The following is a 15,064-nucleotide window of genomic DNA, read 5'->3' as shown; positions in this document are numbered from 1 at the left end:
ACTGCAAAAGAAAAACCGGGCGTTGCCCGGTTTTTTTGTGTCTGCAGATTACTGATGACGTTTACGTAAATTCTCAATCACCGTGGTCAGATCGAGATCCTGGTCCTGCAACAGAACCAACAGGTGATACATCAGGTCTGATGCTTCATTGGTCAGTTCGAAACGATCATGCACCGTCGCGGCCAATGCGGTCTCGACACCTTCTTCACCGACCTTCTGGGCAATTCGTTTAGTGCCACTTGCATAAAGCTTCGCGGTGTAAGAGCTGGCAGGATCCGCCGTTTTACGTTCAGCAAGCAGTTGTTCAAGTTGATACAGGAAAAGCCACTGATGGCTTGCTTCACCAAAACAACTGCTGGTGCCTTTATGGCAGGTTGGTCCAACTGGATTGACCAGCACCAACAGGGTGTCGTTATCGCAATCGGGTGTAATGCTGACAACATTGAGAAAGTTGCCAGAGGTTTCACCTTTGGTCCACAAACGCTGTTTGGTGCGCGAGAAAAAAGTCACTTTCCCGCTTTCGAGGGTTTTCTCCATCGCCTCCAGGTTCATATAGCCGAGCATCAATACTTCCCCGGATACCGCATGTTGCACAATGACCGGAATCAGTCCGTCGGTTTTTTCCCAGTCAAGTTCCCGGCTTTGTTGCTTCGTTAGCATATCCTGATCTCCACGCCCTGTGTCGCCAGGTACGTTTTTAATTCACCAATATTAATTATCTGTTTGTGGAAGACGGAAGCCGCGAGTGCGCCGTCGACATCTGCATCTCTGAATGCCTCGAGGAAGTGTTCCATCGTTCCTGCACCACCAGAGGCGATCAGTGGAACATGGCAAACCTCGCGCACTTTTTTTAGCTGCTCCAGATCGTAGCCGTTACGAACACCGTCCTGGTTCATCATATTGAGGACGATTTCGCCTGCCCCGAGTTTTTGCACTTCTTTTACCCAGTCGAGAGTTTCCCACTGGGTGACGCGGGTACGGTTTTCATCACCGGTATATTGATTGACGTGATATTTTCCGGTTTCTGTGTCATGCCAGGTATCAATACCTACCACAATGCACTGCACACCAAAACGGTCAGCCAGGCGGGTAATCAGCGTCGGGTCGGCCAGCGCAGGGGAATTGATTGAGATTTTGTCTGCACCAAAGGTGAGTATTTTGGCTGCGTCTTCCGCCGACTTAATGCCGCCAGCAACACAGAACGGAATGTCTATCACTTCTGCCACACGTGAAACCCAGCTCTTATCAACCACACGGCCATCGCTGGAAGCAGTGATATCGTAGAACACCAGTTCATCCGCACCTTCATCGGCATAACGTTTTGCCAGCGGCACGATGTCGCCAATGATTTCGTGATTGCGAAACTGGACGCCTTTGACAACCTGTCCATCGCGAACGTCCAGACATGGAATTATGCGTTTTGCCAGCATTGGATGGCCTCCTCAACGGTGAATTTACCTTCCAGCAGAGCACGGCCGACGATCACGCCGCGAACGCCTGTCCCGCGCAGAGCGGCCACATCTTCAATATCACCAATACCGCCAGAGGACTGAAATGCCACCTGCGGGTATCTGGTGCAGACCTCTTCATAAAGCGAGACGTTTGAGCCAGCCAGCGTGCCATCGCGGGAGATATCTGTACACAGCACATGCTTCAGGCCAACGGGTAAATAGGTCTCAACCAGTTCTTCCAGCGAAACGCCGGAGTCTTCCTGCCAGCCGCTGACCGCTACCTGTTTGTTACCCTGGGCATCAATACGCACATCGAGTGCCAGTACCAGCGCATCGGCGCCAAAGCGGGTGAACCAGCCTTTAACCATCTCTGGAGATTTTACCGCTGTGGATCCGATAACCACACGCGCAACACCCGCGTCCAGCAGGGCTGCAACGTCCTCTTCAGTGCGCACGCCGCCGCCAACCTGTACCGGAACGTTTACGCCAGCGACCAGCGTTTTAATCAGCGGTATTTGTCGTTTCAACGGATCCTTTGCACCGGTCAAATCCACCAGGTGCAAAACCTGCGCACCTTGCGCGGCGTAGTCTTGTAGACGCGGTAAGGGATCGTTGCCGTAATCGCGCTGTTGCGCGTAATCGCCCTGATGGAGGCGCACAACCGTGCCGTCGATTAAATCTAATGCCGGAATAATCATCACATCTCCAGAAAGTTTTTCAGCAACTGCGCCCCTGCGAAACCCGAACGTTCAGGGTGAAACTGCACGCCGAAGAAATTGTCTTTTTGTACTGCAGCGGTAAACGGTTCGCCATAGTTGCACTGAGCGATGGTCCACGGATTCACCGGCATGGCGTAGCTGTGCACAAAATAAAAATATGCGCCGTCCTCAATGCCCTGAAACAGACGGTTCCCGGCCTGCGGATATACGCGGTTCCAGCCCATATGCGGTAGTGGCAGGCCAAAATCGGTCATTTTGGGCACGTCCTGCTCAATAATGCCCAACAGGTCGACACCGTTACTTTCTTCGCTGCGGCGACCGAGAAGTTGCATGCCCAGACAAATCCCTAACACAGGTTGTGTACAGGCTTTGATCAGCTCTATCAGTTCTCGTTCTTGTAACTGATCCATTGCCGACTGCGCGGTGCCAACACCGGGCAGAAAGAGTTTATCGGCGCGCAGTACAACATCGGCGTCACGACTGACAATAGGATCGTATCCATGACGCGCCACGGCGGATTTCACCGAGTTCAGGTTGGCGCAGCCAGTATCGAGGATCACCACATTCATCACAGCACTCCTTTTGAGGAGGGAAGCGTGTCGCCTTCCACGCGAATCGCCTGACGCAGCGTGCGACCAAATGCTTTGAACAAGCTTTCCACGCGGTGGTGGTCATTTTTGCCTTTGGTTTTCAGATGCAGCGTTACACCCATGGTGTAAGAGAGCGAACGGAAAAAGTGTTCAATCATCTCCGTGCTCAGATCGCCGACGCGCTGATAGGTAAATTCAGCCCGGTATTCCAGGTGAGGGCGCCCGGAAATATCCAGCGCACAGCGTGCCAGACACTCGTCCATCGGCAGTACAAAACCAAAACGGTTGATTCCGCGTTTATCGCCCAGAGCCAGCTTTAAGGCTTCGCCCAGCGCCAGACCGGTATCTTCCACCGTGTGGTGATCGTCGATATACAGATCGCCTTTTACGGTAATTTCCATGCAAAAACCGCCGTGGGTCGAAATTTGATCCAGCATGTGGTCAAAGAAACCAACGCCGGTATTGATTTTGCTGCGACCCTCGCGGTCCAGCCAGACTTTGACGTCAATCTGTGTTTCTTTGGTATTACGCTCAACGTGAGCGTAACGATCGCGTCGGGTTAACTGTTCGGCAATTATCGACCAGTTCAGGGTTTCACGGTTATAGCGTAATCCGGTAATTCCCATGTTTTCAGCAAGTTGAATATCGGTCGCCCGATCGCCAATGACGTAGCTGTTCGCGGCGTCCAGCGCTTGCTCAACCAGGTACTGTTCGACCAGCTTCACTTTTGGCTTACGGCATTCGCATTCATCCGCTGGCAGATGCGGACAGATCAATACTTCATCAAATTCCACCCCCTGAGAGGTGAATATCTGCATCATCAGGTTGTGTGGGCCGTCAAAATCTACCTGCGGGAAGCTTTGCGTTCCCAGGCCATCCTGGTTGGTTATCATCACCAGCTTATAACCTGCCTTTTGCAGTTTCAGTAGCGCAGGGACAACCTCCGGCTCAAAAGCGAGCTTGTCAAAGCGATCAACCTGAAAGTCACTTGGCGGTTCAGAAATCAGGGTTCCATCACGGTCAATAAAAAGATACTTCTGGCTCATACTTGCTCCGCACGTAAGGCGTCAATGACGCGCTGGCTCTCTTCACGGGTTCCGACAGTAATACGCAGGCAGCCGCTTAACGAAGGTTGTTTGTTCTGGTCTCGTAAGATAATGCCCTGATCCCACAAAGATTTAAACACAGAACTGGAGGCGGTAAAGCGGGCCAGAATATAGTTGGTTTCAGAGGTGAAAACCTGCTCCACGCAGGGGATTGTTTTCAGGTTATCGACCAGATACTGGCGCTCTTGCAGGATCTGCGTCACCCGTTTACGCATGGCTGAAATCCCTTGTGGCGTCAGTGCCTGGGCGGCAATATCTGCCACTGGGGTAGAAAGCGGGTAGGGTGCAATCACTTTCAGCAGCAGGTTGATAATTTCTTCATTAGCCAGCGTAAATCCGCAGCGCAAGCCTGCAAGGGCAAACGCTTTGGAAAGCGTGCGCAGGACCACCAGGTTCGGATATTCAGAAAGCCAGCCTGCCAGCGTTGCCTGCGGACAAAACTCAATATAGGCTTCATCGGCGACCACGATGGCTTTCCCCTGCGTCATGTCGAGCAGTGAGCGCAGGTCCTGTGGGTTGATCAACTGACCTGTTGGATTATTCGGGCTGCAAACGTAGACAACCTTTACACCATCAAGCTTCTCAGCTATGCCCTGTAAATCCAGTTGCCAGTCGTCAAGAGTAGGGACGGTGCGGCATTCAACGCCGATGGTTTCGGCGCTGACGCTGTACATGCCATAGGTTGGCGGGCAGTAGAGAATCGCATCTTTGCCGGGTTCACAAAACGCGCGGATCAACAGCTCAATACCTTCGTCTGCCCCACGACTGACCAGTACCTGCTGTGGTTTCACGTCTGCGTACTGGGCGTAGTTCTCGATCACCGCTTTCGGCTGACATTCCGGATAGCGGTTTAGCGTCTGCTGGCTTAACTGGAATTCAACAGCGGTCGGAAACTCATTAGCATTCAGCCAGACATCGCCATTACCGCCCAGACGGCGGGCGGACTGATAGGGCGTCAGCTCACGAACATTTTTACGGGCTAAATCGGTAACGCTGAGAATGTTATCAGTACTCATGCTTGCTCCTTCAGGGCGTTAACACGCAGGGTGACGGCATTTTTGTGGGCGGTCAGTCGCTCAGCGGCGGCCAGCGTTTCAATCGTAGAGGCCAGGGCTGAGAAACCTTGCGGTGATAATTCCTGTACGGTCATCCGTTTCTGGAAATCAGCCAGCCCAAGACTTGAGCAGGTTGCCGTATAGCCATAGGTTGGCAGGACGTGGTTGGTACCTGAAGCGTAATCACCCGCCGATTCCGGCGACCAGTCACCGAGAAATACCGAACCGGCACTGGTGATGTCATCAACCAGTTCCCGCGCGTTACGGGTCTGAATAATCAAATGTTCCGGACCGTACTGATTAGAGATGGCGATGCATTGCTGCAAATCTTTAGTCACAATCAGGCGACTGGCGCTTAACGCCTGACGAGCGGTTTCCGCGCGAGGCAGTTCAGCAAGCTGGCGTTCTACCGCTTCAGCGACACGGCGTGCGATATCAGCATCCGGCGTCAGCAGGATCACCTGAGAGTCCGGTCCGTGTTCGGCCTGAGAAAGTAAGTCAGAGGCGACGAAATCCGGTGTTGCGCCGCTGTCGGCAATCACCAGCACTTCTGACGGGCCCGCAGGCATATCGATTGCCGCACCGTCCAGACGCTGGCTGACCTGGCGTTTGGCCTCGGTCACAAAGGCATTACCGGGGCCGAAAATTTTGTCCACTTTCGGTACAGATTCGCTACCAAACGCCAGCGCAGCGATGGCCTGCGCGCCACCGACGTTAAACACGTCCTGTACTCCGCATAACTGCGCCGCATACAAAATTTCATCGGCAATAGGCGGCGGGGAACACAGCACTACTTTTTTGCATCCCGCTATACGAGCCGGAGTGGCAAGCATTAATACCGTAGAGAAGAGCGGTGCAGACCCTCCGGGAATATACAGGCCAACAGAGTTCACCGGACGGGTCACCTGCTGGCAGCGCACGCCGGGCTGCGTTTCGATATCTACTGGTGGCAGTTTTTGCGCGTTATGGAAAGTTTCGATGTTGTTTACCGCCACAGCCATGGCCTGCTTGAGCTCATCACTCAGGCGTGCGCTGGCGGCGGCAATGTCTTCGGCGCTGACTTTCAGCGCACTGACTGTGGTTTTATCAAACTTTGCGCTGTATTCGCGCAGCGCCGTATCACCACGTGATTTGACGTTATCCAGAATGTCGCTGACGGTACGGGTGATGCTGTCTGAGGCGGAAATTGCCGGGCGCATCAGTAATTCGCGTTGTTGCTCGGGGCTACAGCTATTCCAGTCAATGATTGTGCTAAAGCTCATGGCGATTACTCCATCATCTTCTCAATCGGCAGTACCAGAATCGAGCTGGCACCGAGCGCTTTCAGTTTTTCCATGGTTTCCCAGAACAGGGTTTCGCTGCTGACCATGTGCATTGCCACGCGCTGCTGATCGCCCGCCAGCGGCAGAATGGTTGGGCGTTCAGCACCAGGAAGCAGGGCGATGACATCTTCCAGACGTTCGCTTGGAGCGTGCATCATGATGTACTTGGATTCGCGGGCCTGGATAACACCCTGAATGCGGGTCAGTAATTTATCAATCAGCTGTTGCTTGGCTTCAGCCATCTCGCCATCGCGTTGAATCAGGCAGGCTTTGGAACGGTAAATGACCTCCACTTCACGCAGGCCGTTGGCTTCCAGTGTGGCGCCAGTTGAAACCAGATCACAGATAGCATCGGCCAGTCCGGCACGCGGTGCGACTTCAACAGAACCGTTTAACAGACAGGATTTAAACGAGACGCCTTTTTGATCGAGGTAGCGTTTGAGCAGGTGCGGATAAGAGGTCGCGATACGTTTGCCATCCAGCGCTGACGGGCCGTCCCATGCTTCGTCAACGGGGGTAGCCAGCGAGAGACGGCAGCCGCCGAAGTCCAGTCGACGCAGTGTAAAGTAGCGTGGATCTTCGCCCTGTGCCCGTCGGTTGAGCAGTTCCTCTTCCAGAACGTTTTCACCAATGATGCCAAGATCCACGACGCCATCCATTACCAGACCCGGGATATCGTCATCACGCACGCGGAGAATATCAATCGGCATATTCTCTGCCATCGCAATCAGGCGCTGGGTGTGAAGATTAATTTTAATGCCACAGCGGGCCAGTAATTCGCGTGAATCATCGCTTAAACGGCCTGATTTCTGCATAGCTATGCGTAAACGGGTGTTGTCTAACATTCTCTGTTCCTCGTTATCCTGTCTGAATCGGTCTGGGTTGCGCGCCAAAAAAAAAGCCCCCGGAAGAATTCTTCCGGGGGCTCTCTCATACGCTCATGCACCACTGGAAGATTTAAATGTCTCCCAGCACACATCGCCTGAAAGACTAGTCAGGATGATGGTGGTGATGGTGTTTAAATTGAGCGCGTGTCATAAAATTTCTCGATGAATGCTTATTCATTTGATGTCTTTTAACCTAAACCACTTCAGCCACGGAAAGCAAGGGCTTTTTTTGATCATTAATTCATTTCATATTGATACTATGAATTGTCAGCCACCGTGGGCTGGCGTAGCCTTGAGTTATAGGCCAAAAGTCAGGAGAGAAGGCATGAAAAAGGTCGCAATTGTCGGGTTAGGTTGGTTAGGCATGCCGTTAGCCATGTCACTGGCGGCGAGAGGCTGGCAGGTCACCGGCAGCAAAACCACTTTGGATGGTGTAGAAGCGGCCCGAATGAGCGGTATTGAGAGCTACTCGTTACGCCTGGAGCCTGAACTGGTCTGTGAGCCAGATGATCTTGATGCGTTAATGGACGCCGATGCGCTGGTGATTACGCTGCCCGCGCGCCGGAGCGGTCCTGGTGAGGATTTTTATCTGCAGGCGATGCAGGAACTGGTCGACAGTGCGCTGGCGTATCGTATTCCGCGGATTATTTTTACCAGCTCTACGTCGGTCTATGGCGATGTACAGGGGATGGTAAAAGAGGGCTCGCCGCGTAATCCGGTTACGGCAAGCGGTCGCGTTCTGAAAGAACTGGAAGACTGGCTGCACAACCTGCCGGGGACCTCGGTCGATATTCTGCGTCTGGCCGGGTTAGTTGGACCGGGAAGACACCCTGGCCGTTTTTTTGCGGGTAAAACGGCTCCTGACGGACAACACGGGGTTAATCTGGTGCATCTGGATGATGTTGTTTCGGCAATCACCTTGTTGTTACAGGCACCTAAAGGGGGACACATCTATAATATATGTGCGCCTATGCATCCTGCGCGTAATGTGTTCTATCCCCAGATGGCTCGTTTGTTGGGTATGGAGCCGCCAACTTTCCGGGACAGTGTGGATAACGGTAAAGGTAAAGTCATTGATGGCAACCGCATTTGTAATGAGCTTGGGTTCGAGTACCAGTATCCTGATCCGCTGGTGATGCCGATGGAGTGACAGACCAGCAGAGTGCCGCTGTATACCGCCAGGGGGCGAGTATGAAACCACTGCTGGACGTTCTGATCATCCTTGATGCGTTAGAGAAAGAGGGAAGCTTCGCGGCGGCGTCGGCAAAATTGTTTAAGACGCCGTCGGCGCTGAGCTATACCGTCCATAAGTTGGAGAGCGACCTCAATATTCAGTTGCTGGATCGTAGCGGACATCGGGCGAAATTTACCCGTACCGGTCAGATGCTGCTGGAAAAGGGGAGGGAGGTACTGCACACCGTCCGCGAACTTGAAAAACAGGCGATCAAACTGCATGAGGGCTGGGAAAACCAACTGGTTATCGGTGTGGATGATACGTTTCCCTTTTCGCTTCTTGCCCCGCTCATCGAGTCTTTTTACCAACATCACAGTGTGACTCGCCTTAAATTTATTAACGGCGTGCTGGGAGGCTCCTGGGATGCTCTTACCCAGGGGCGGGCAGATATTATTGTCGGTGCGATGCACGAACCGCCCTCGGCAAGCGAATTCGGTTTTGCGCGTTTAGGCGATCTTGAGCAGGTTTTTGTGGTCGCTCCCCATCATCCGTTGGCGCAGGAAGAAGAACCATTGAATCGCCGAACCATCAAACGGTATCGCGCTATCGTTGTGGGAGATAATGATAATGCGCATTCTGCGAATTCGTCCGGAACTCAGTTATTTGATGATCAGGAAGCTATTACTGTTTTCGATTTTAAGACCAAGCTGGAATTGCAAATTAGTGGCCTGGGGTGTGGCTATATGCCGCGTTATCTGGCACAGCGATTTTTGGACAGTGGCGCGCTTATTGAGAAGAAAGTGGTCGCGCAAATTATGTTTGAGCCGGTGTGGATTGGCTGGAATGAACAGACCTCTGGATTAGCAAGCGTCTGGTGGCGGGATGAGATTTTAGCAAATAGTGCTATTGCGGGTGTCTATGTAAAAACGGTTGCCTATAAATCAAACAGTTAAGAAAAAATATTATTATACAGTAGCCTCATTCTCTTGTTATTTCTCCCCACTTTAGTGCAAAATACGCCGCTTGCAAAAAATGACATTAACCGACGTTTTAATACGCGTCGGTTATTTTTTTGCATCAAACCAATCATTCATAAAAGAGGCCGGGCTTCGTACCGGATAGATACTTACTAAAAACCGACAGTTGTTGTCGCTGAGGAATCCATAAAAATGGGGCAATTTTTTGCTTACGCGACGGTGTTCACCGTAAAGGGGAATGACCATGTCGCATAACGTTACTCCAAACACCTCTCGCGTGGAATTACGTAAAACGCTTACGTTGGTTCCGGTTGTTATGATGGGCCTTGCCTATATGCAGCCGATGACGCTGTTCGATACATTTGGTATCGTTTCGGGCCTCACAGACGGTCACGTGCCGACGGCATATGCCTTCGCCCTGGTCGCCATTCTGTTTACAGCGCTGAGCTACGGGAAGCTGGTACGTCGTTACCCTTCTGCTGGCTCTGCGTACACCTATGCCCAGAAATCTATTAGTCCTACTGTAGGTTTTATGGTGGGTTGGTCTTCTCTGCTCGATTACCTGTTCGCGCCGATGATCAACATTCTGCTGGCAAAAATTTACTTTGAAGCCCTCGTGCCTTCGATTCCGTCGTGGGTATTTGTTATCGCCCTGGTGGCGTTTATGACGGCATTCAACCTGCGTAGTCTCAAATCCGTCGCTAACTTCAATACCGTGATTGTGGTGTTGCAGGTTGTGCTGATTGCGGTCATTTTGGGCATGGTGGTTTACGGTGTATTTGAAGGCGAAGGTGCCGGTACGCTGGTGAGTTCCCGTCCATTCTGGTCAGGCGATGCGCACGTTATTCCGATGATCACCGGTGCGACGATTCTGTGCTTCTCCTTTACAGGATTTGACGGCATCAGCAACTTGTCGGAAGAAACTAAAGATGCCGAGCGCGTAATTCCACGTGCTATCTTCCTGACCGCGCTGATTGGTGGCCTGATCTTTATTGTCTCCACCTATCTGTTGCAGCTGTACTTCCCGGATATCTCGCGCTTCAAGGACCCGGATGCTTCGCAGCCAGAAATTATGCTGTATGTAGCTGGTAAGTTCTTCCAGGTTGGCGCACTGATTTTCTCCACCATTACCGTACTGGCATCCGGTATGGCGGCGCATGCAGGCGTAGCGCGTCTGATGTATGTGATGGGGCGTGACGGTGTCTTCCCGAAAAGTTTCTTCGGTTATGTGCACCCGAAATGGCGTACTCCGTCCATGAACATCATTCTGGTTGGGGCGATTGCCCTGCTGGCAATCAACTTCGACCTGGTGATGGCAACGGCGCTGATTAACTTTGGTGCGCTGGTGGCGTTTACCTTCGTTAACCTGTCGGTGATCTCCCAGTTCTGGATCCGTGAGAAGCGCAACAAGACGCTGAAAGACCACTTCCAGTACCTGTTTCTGCCGATGTGCGGTGCGCTGACCGTTGGTGCGCTGTGGGTGAACCTGGAAGAGAGCTCTATGGTTCTGGGTCTGATCTGGGCTGGTATTGGTCTGATTTACCTGGCTTGCGTGACCAAAAGTTTCCGCAACCCGGTACCGCAGTACGAAGATGTTGCATAACAACTGACTTTTCTGCGCCGGTTTGCCCGGCGCATAATTAAAAACCGGAGAATTTCTCCGGTTTTTTTATGTCTGCGTTTTACACAATCTCTTCAGCGTATTGCCAGAGCGATTTCAGCAGCATCAGTTTCTCTTTGTTATCAGCGTGCTGCTGACTCAGTGTCTGCAGTTCATTGGCGTAATTTTGCAAAAACTCTGGAGTGAACACCTGGCGGCGATGTTCCAGCCAGCGCTGTTGTTCGGTTTCATCCAGCGTGCCGGGGAAGTTGCGGGCGCGGTAATTAAACAGCAGTTTTTCAATGCGTTTATCGACGAAGGTGATGTCCAGTGCCGGTAAATTACGCGGGTCGGTCTCCAGAACGATTTTCATCGCGGCGCGGTCGGCATCACTGAAAAAACCGTTATACAGTTGGGCATCCACGTTATCTGATGGGGCGAAAGGCTCAGCTTCGGCAAAAATGGCCACTACTTTATCGCGGACCTGCGGGTTTTCGCGCAGGACTTTAAGATTATCCAGACAATGCTGACGGTTAATCCCGAGGCGATCGGCATCTTCCGGGCGGAGTGTATTGGCTTGCGCCAGCACCGGACATTTGTTGATGTGCACCAGTTTTACCGGTACCGCCACGTTATCGCCCAAGTCGGCTTTAGCCGTGTACAGGCGCTCGCGCAGAGTGTCGCTGTCCAGCTCAAGCAGAGGAGAAATATCACCAGCTAAATCGACCATGATAACCGCGTTGCGATTGTCCGGATGCCAGGCGAGCGGAGCGACCCAACTGGTGTTACCTCGCCATGCGCCGAACATGCCGGAGACATGCACCAGGGGTTTCATTTGTGGAACGTCAATCAGGGCGGTCAGTTTGTGCTTATTACGATGGCTATAAAGATAGTCAAACAGGCGCGGCTGACGTGACTTAACCAGTTGTGCCATTGCAATAGTCGCGTAGACGTCTGCCATCGCATCGTGGGCATTGGCATGTTCAATGCCGTTGGCTTTGGTCAAATGTTCAAGCCGGAAGCTGGGCAAACCGTCGTCGTTTTCTGGCCAGTTAATCCCTTCTGGACGCAGTGCATAACATGCGCGCATCACATCCAGTAAATCCCAGCGTGAATTATCGTGTTGCCAGCTCCAGGCATAAGGATCGTAAAAATTGCGATACAGAATATTGCGTGTCACTTCATCATCGAAGCGGACATTGTTATAGCCCAGGATACAGGTTTTCGGCGCGGTAAACAGCGAGTGAATACGTGCAGCAAAAGCAGCCTCATTCTCTCCCTTTTCACGCGCTTCCTGCGGCGTAATACCGGTGATCAGTACCGCCTCTGGTTGTGGCAGATAATCGTCTGCAGGCTTGCAATAAAAGACTTCAGGTTCACCAATAATGTTGAAATCGCTATCTGTGCGGATAGCTGCGAACTGTGCGGGTCTGTCCAGCGCCGGATGGGTGCCAAAGGTTTCGTAATCGTGGAAGAGAAAAGTCGGGTGCTGCTTGCCGTCATTCATTGTTCAGTTATGTCCGGGATCAATTTAGCGCTTTTCTAAGAATACCAAAAATGAGCGCGGTAATCAGCAAAGTGATTATCATTCCTGGGTACTGGCCGCATTAAAATTGAGATAAACAAGAGCTGATTAAATGAGATAAATTATTTTTTTAGTTTTAAAGGAAATTACCGGAATAAATTTTCCTGAAGGCTGGTGTTTAGAAAAATCTGATTGCGAACAATTATTGTTATTTTTACGGTTAATTGTTGTGTTTTGGAAATTTTAAAAGTCTTTTATAAACAAAGGCTTTTATTTCTAATGATTAATGGTGGTTTAGTGTAATGAAATGTGAGTGATGTTAAAAACTAATAATTTAAACGCCATATAATCATTGGATATATCTAATAACAGGAGGTTATATGAGCATTAGTCGGCGTAATTTTTTGCGAGGAGTGGGGATTGGTTGCTCTGCTTGCGCAATAGGAAGTTTCCCACCTGGTGCACTGGCGCGAAATTCGCCTGAGAGCATTAAAGGAAAAACAGCGCTCACGCCAAGTCTGTGCGAAATGTGTTCATTTCGTTGCCCAATTCAAGCACAAGTTATTAATAATAAAACCGTTTTTATCCAGGGCAATCCCAATGCGCCTCAACAAGGTACGCGAGTTTGCGCGCGAGGGGGAAGTGGTGTCAGCCTGGTCAACGACCCACATCGTATCGTTAAACCGATGAAGCGTACCGGCCCCCGCGGTAGCGGTGAATGGCAGGTCATTAGCTGGCAACAGGCTTATAAAGAAATTGCTGAAAAAATGGGTGCCATAAAAGAGCAGTATGGTCCCCAGGGCATTGTGTTCTCTTCTAAATCAGGTTCGCTTTCCGGCCATTTATTTCACCTGGCGACGGCCTTTGGTTCGCCTAATACCTTCACTCACGCCTCAACATGTCCCGCAGGAAAATCTATTGCCGCTAAGGTGATGATGGGGGGCGATTTAGCAATGGATATTGCCAATACCCGCTATATGGTTTCCTTTGGTCATAACTTGTATGAAGGCATTGAGGTTGCCGACACGCATGAACTGATGACCGCGCAGGAGAAGGGGGCGAAGATGGTCAGCTTCGATCCTCGTTTGTCCGTGTTTTCCAGTAAAGCGGATGAATGGCATGCGATCAAACCTGGTGGTGATTTACCGGTGCTTATGGCCATGTGCCACGTCATGATTAAAGAAAAGCTGTATGACGCACAGTTTGTTGAACGCTACACCACGGGATTTGCGCAACTGGTCGAGGCAGTACAAGAGACTACCCCTGAATGGGCGCAAAAACTGGCCGATGTGCCTGCGGATGTCATTACCCGCGTTACCCGGGAAATGGCAGCTTGTGCGCCTCACGCCATCGTCAGTCCGGGCCACCGTGCGACGTTTTCTCAGGAAGAGATCGACATGCGGCGGATGATTTTCACCCTCAATGTGTTGATGGGGAATATTGAACGTGAAGGTGGTATGTACCAGAAAAAAAATGCCGCCACCTACAACAAACTGGCTGGTGAAAAAGTCGCCCCGGTGCTGGCGAAACCTGATGCCAAGTTGGCGAAACCTGCAGCACAACGTATTGATATGGTCGCGCCGCAGTTTAAGTACATCGCGGCGGGCGGTGGGGTTGTACAGAGTATTATCGATGCCGTGTTAAATCAGACACCATATCCGGTGAAGGGATGGATTATGTCCCGACATAATCCTTTTCAAACCGTAACCTGCCGACCCGATTTGGTCAAAACCGTTGAACAACTGGATCTTGTGGTCAGCTGTGATGTTTATTTAAGCGAAAGTGCGGCGTATGCCGATTATCTGCTTCCGGAGTGTACCTACCTCGAGCGCGATGAAGAGGTTTCTGATATGTCCGGGTTAAATCCGGCCTATGCGCTGCGTCAGCAGGTTGTTGAGCCTGTTGGCGATGCGCGTCCGAGCTGGCAGATCTGGAAAGAACTGGGAGAACAGTTAGGGCTGGGACAATTTTATCCGTGGCAAGATATGCAAACACGGCAGTTATATCAACTGAATGGCGACCATGCTTTATCTGCTGAACTGCGCCAGAAGGGATACCGCGAATGGGGCATCCCATTGTTATTGCGCGAACCTGAAATGGTACGCCAGTTTACGGCACAGTATCCCGCTGCGGTAGCAGTTGACAGCGACGGCACTTACGGCGAGCAACTCCGATTCAAATCCCCGTCAGGAAAAATCGAACTTTATTCCGAAGAGCTGGAGACATTACTACCCGGCTACGGTAGCCCGCGAGCCCGTAATTTTGCGCTTAAGGGGGATAACGAACTCTATTTTATCCAGGGCAAAGTGGCGGTTCACACAAACGGTGCGACGCAATATGTTCCTCTGCTTAGTGAGCTGATGTGGGATAACGCAGTATGGATACACCCGAAAACAGCACAAGAAAAAGGGATCAAAAGCGGGGACGACATCTGGCTGGAAAACGCGACGGGTAAAGAGAAAGGTAAGGCACTGGTAACAGCTGGTATTCGACCCGATACGCTGTTCGTCTATATGGGATTTGGCGCCAAGGCCGGGGCCAGGACGGCTGCGACAACGCATGGTATTCACTGCGGTAATTTACTTCCGCATGTGACCAGTCCGGTTTCCGGGACGGTGGTTCACACTGCTGGCGTTACGCTGAGTCGGGCATGAGAAA

General features: G+C 51.6%; 14 protein-coding genes, 1 pseudogene and 1 other annotated feature. Of the genes and pseudogenes, 5 read left to right on the top strand and 10 right to left on the bottom strand.

The genetic code is table 11. The features are described from left to right. Positions 1-48: 48 nt before the first annotated feature. The 9 genes from hisIE to hisL form a co-directional block, all read right to left on the bottom strand. Positions 49-660, bottom strand: coding sequence for a bifunctional phosphoribosyl-AMP cyclohydrolase/phosphoribosyl-ATP diphosphatase HisIE (gene hisIE, locus AACS05_RS14525; RefSeq protein ID WP_045444601.1), 612 nt, complete (start codon positions 658-660; stop codon positions 49-51). Beyond that, complete coding sequence (gene hisF, locus AACS05_RS14520) at positions 654-1,430, bottom strand: imidazole glycerol phosphate synthase subunit HisF (RefSeq protein WP_045444599.1); 777 nt, start codon at positions 1,428-1,430, stop codon at positions 654-656. Before hisF ends, hisIE begins: the two co-directional genes overlap by 7 nt. Next, the gene (gene hisA / locus AACS05_RS14515) at positions 1,412-2,149 is read right to left on the bottom strand and encodes a 1-(5-phosphoribosyl)-5-[(5-phosphoribosylamino)methylideneamino]imidazole-4-carboxamide isomerase (RefSeq protein WP_045444597.1); all 738 of its coding nucleotides are present in this window, start codon (positions 2,147-2,149) and stop codon (positions 1,412-1,414) included. The genes hisF and hisA overlap by 19 nt, the downstream gene beginning before the upstream one ends. Next, on the bottom strand, positions 2,149-2,739 hold the full coding sequence (gene hisH, locus AACS05_RS14510; protein WP_045444595.1) for an imidazole glycerol phosphate synthase subunit HisH: 591 nt from the start codon (positions 2,737-2,739) through the stop codon (positions 2,149-2,151). The genes hisA and hisH overlap by 1 nt, the downstream gene beginning before the upstream one ends. Further along, positions 2,739-3,806 carry a bifunctional histidinol-phosphatase/imidazoleglycerol-phosphate dehydratase HisB gene (gene hisB / locus AACS05_RS14505; protein ID WP_045444593.1) on the bottom strand — a complete coding sequence of 356 codons (1,068 nt, stop codon included), beginning with the start codon at positions 3,804-3,806 and terminating at the stop codon, positions 2,739-2,741. Before hisB ends, hisH begins: the two co-directional genes overlap by 1 nt. Beyond that, on the bottom strand, positions 3,803-4,882 hold the full coding sequence (gene hisC, locus AACS05_RS14500) for a histidinol-phosphate transaminase (protein ID WP_045444590.1): 1,080 nt from the start codon (positions 4,880-4,882) through the stop codon (positions 3,803-3,805). The genes hisB and hisC overlap by 4 nt, the downstream gene beginning before the upstream one ends. Next, positions 4,879-6,183, bottom strand: a complete 1,305-nt coding sequence (gene hisD / locus AACS05_RS14495) for a histidinol dehydrogenase (protein ID WP_045444587.1) — start codon at positions 6,181-6,183, stop codon at positions 4,879-4,881. The genes hisC and hisD overlap by 4 nt, the downstream gene beginning before the upstream one ends. Positions 6,184-6,188: 5 nt before the next feature. Beyond that, complete coding sequence (gene hisG, locus AACS05_RS14490; RefSeq protein ID WP_045444584.1) at positions 6,189-7,088, bottom strand: ATP phosphoribosyltransferase; 900 nt, start codon at positions 7,086-7,088, stop codon at positions 6,189-6,191. A gap of 47 nt (positions 7,089-7,135) precedes the next feature. Then, positions 7,136-7,258, bottom strand: a sequence feature (His leader region). Next, positions 7,234-7,281 (bottom strand): his operon leader peptide, encoded by a 48-nt coding sequence (hisL, locus tag AACS05_RS14485; protein WP_100250077.1) that lies wholly within the window; start codon positions 7,279-7,281, stop codon positions 7,234-7,236. (Overlaps the previous feature by 25 nt.) 174 nt (positions 7,282-7,455) lie before the next feature. Here hisL and AACS05_RS14480 point away from each other — a divergent pair, with 174 nt between their 5' ends. From AACS05_RS14480 to plaP, 4 genes and pseudogenes are all read left to right on the top strand, one after another. Then, entirely contained in the window at positions 7,456-8,280 is an 825-nt protein-coding gene (locus AACS05_RS14480; protein ID WP_045444581.1) for an SDR family oxidoreductase, read from the top strand. A gap of 41 nt (positions 8,281-8,321) precedes the next feature. Continuing rightward, a pseudogene (locus AACS05_RS14475) lies at positions 8,322-9,312 on the top strand (LysR substrate-binding domain-containing protein). A gap of 161 nt (positions 9,313-9,473) precedes the next feature. Then, a complete protein-coding gene (gene yoeI, locus AACS05_RS14470; protein WP_101706264.1) occupies positions 9,474-9,536 on the top strand; it encodes a membrane protein YoeI in 63 nt (20 codons plus the stop codon). Next, positions 9,526-10,884: a putrescine/proton symporter PlaP gene (gene plaP, locus AACS05_RS14465; protein WP_045444576.1), complete on the top strand. Its 1,359-nt coding sequence runs from the start codon at positions 9,526-9,528 to the stop codon at positions 10,882-10,884. The genes yoeI and plaP overlap by 11 nt, the downstream gene beginning before the upstream one ends. Positions 10,885-10,963: 79 nt before the next feature. Here plaP and sbcB read toward each other — a convergent pair whose 3' ends face one another. Continuing rightward, positions 10,964-12,388, bottom strand: a complete 1,425-nt coding sequence (sbcB, locus tag AACS05_RS14460; RefSeq protein ID WP_045444572.1) for an exodeoxyribonuclease I — start codon at positions 12,386-12,388, stop codon at positions 10,964-10,966. Positions 12,389-12,786: 398 nt separating this feature from the next. Here sbcB and phsA point away from each other — a divergent pair, with 398 nt between their 5' ends. Then, a complete protein-coding gene (gene phsA / locus AACS05_RS14455; protein ID WP_045444569.1) occupies positions 12,787-15,060 on the top strand; it encodes a thiosulfate reductase PhsA in 2,274 nt (757 codons plus the stop codon). Positions 15,061-15,064: the final 4 nt, after the last annotated feature.

This window comes from Citrobacter sp. S-77 (assembly GCF_963864895.1).
Taxonomy (GTDB): Bacteria; Pseudomonadota; Gammaproteobacteria; order Enterobacterales; family Enterobacteriaceae; genus Citrobacter; species Citrobacter murliniae.
This window is presented reverse-complemented; position numbering and strand designations above follow the sequence as displayed.

What these genes read in the sequence shown, in the direction of transcription:
- hisD (WP_045444587.1), bottom strand. Translation starts at nt 6,183, where the DNA reads ATGAGCTTTAGCACAATCATTGACTGGAATAGCTGTAGCCCCGAGCAA.
- hisA (WP_045444597.1), bottom strand. Translation starts at nt 2,149, where the DNA reads ATGATTATTCCGGCATTAGATTTAATCGACGGCACGGTTGTGCGCCTC.
- AACS05_RS14480 (WP_045444581.1), top strand. Translation starts at nt 7,456, where the DNA reads ATGAAAAAGGTCGCAATTGTCGGGTTAGGTTGGTTAGGCATGCCGTTA.
- sbcB (WP_045444572.1), bottom strand. Translation starts at nt 12,388, where the DNA reads ATGAATGACGGCAAGCAGCACCCGACTTTTCTCTTCCACGATTACGAA.
- hisC (WP_045444590.1), bottom strand. Translation starts at nt 4,882, where the DNA reads ATGAGTACTGATAACATTCTCAGCGTTACCGATTTAGCCCGTAAAAAT.
- hisB (WP_045444593.1), bottom strand. Translation starts at nt 3,806, where the DNA reads ATGAGCCAGAAGTATCTTTTTATTGACCGTGATGGAACCCTGATTTCT.
- hisF (WP_045444599.1), bottom strand. Translation starts at nt 1,430, where the DNA reads ATGCTGGCAAAACGCATAATTCCATGTCTGGACGTTCGCGATGGACAG.
- hisG (WP_045444584.1), bottom strand. Translation starts at nt 7,088, where the DNA reads ATGTTAGACAACACCCGTTTACGCATAGCTATGCAGAAATCAGGCCGT.
- plaP (WP_045444576.1), top strand. Translation starts at nt 9,526, where the DNA reads ATGTCGCATAACGTTACTCCAAACACCTCTCGCGTGGAATTACGTAAA.
- phsA (WP_045444569.1), top strand. Translation starts at nt 12,787, where the DNA reads ATGAGCATTAGTCGGCGTAATTTTTTGCGAGGAGTGGGGATTGGTTGC.
- hisH (WP_045444595.1), bottom strand. Translation starts at nt 2,739, where the DNA reads ATGAATGTGGTGATCCTCGATACTGGCTGCGCCAACCTGAACTCGGTG.
- hisIE (WP_045444601.1), bottom strand. Translation starts at nt 660, where the DNA reads ATGCTAACGAAGCAACAAAGCCGGGAACTTGACTGGGAAAAAACCGAC.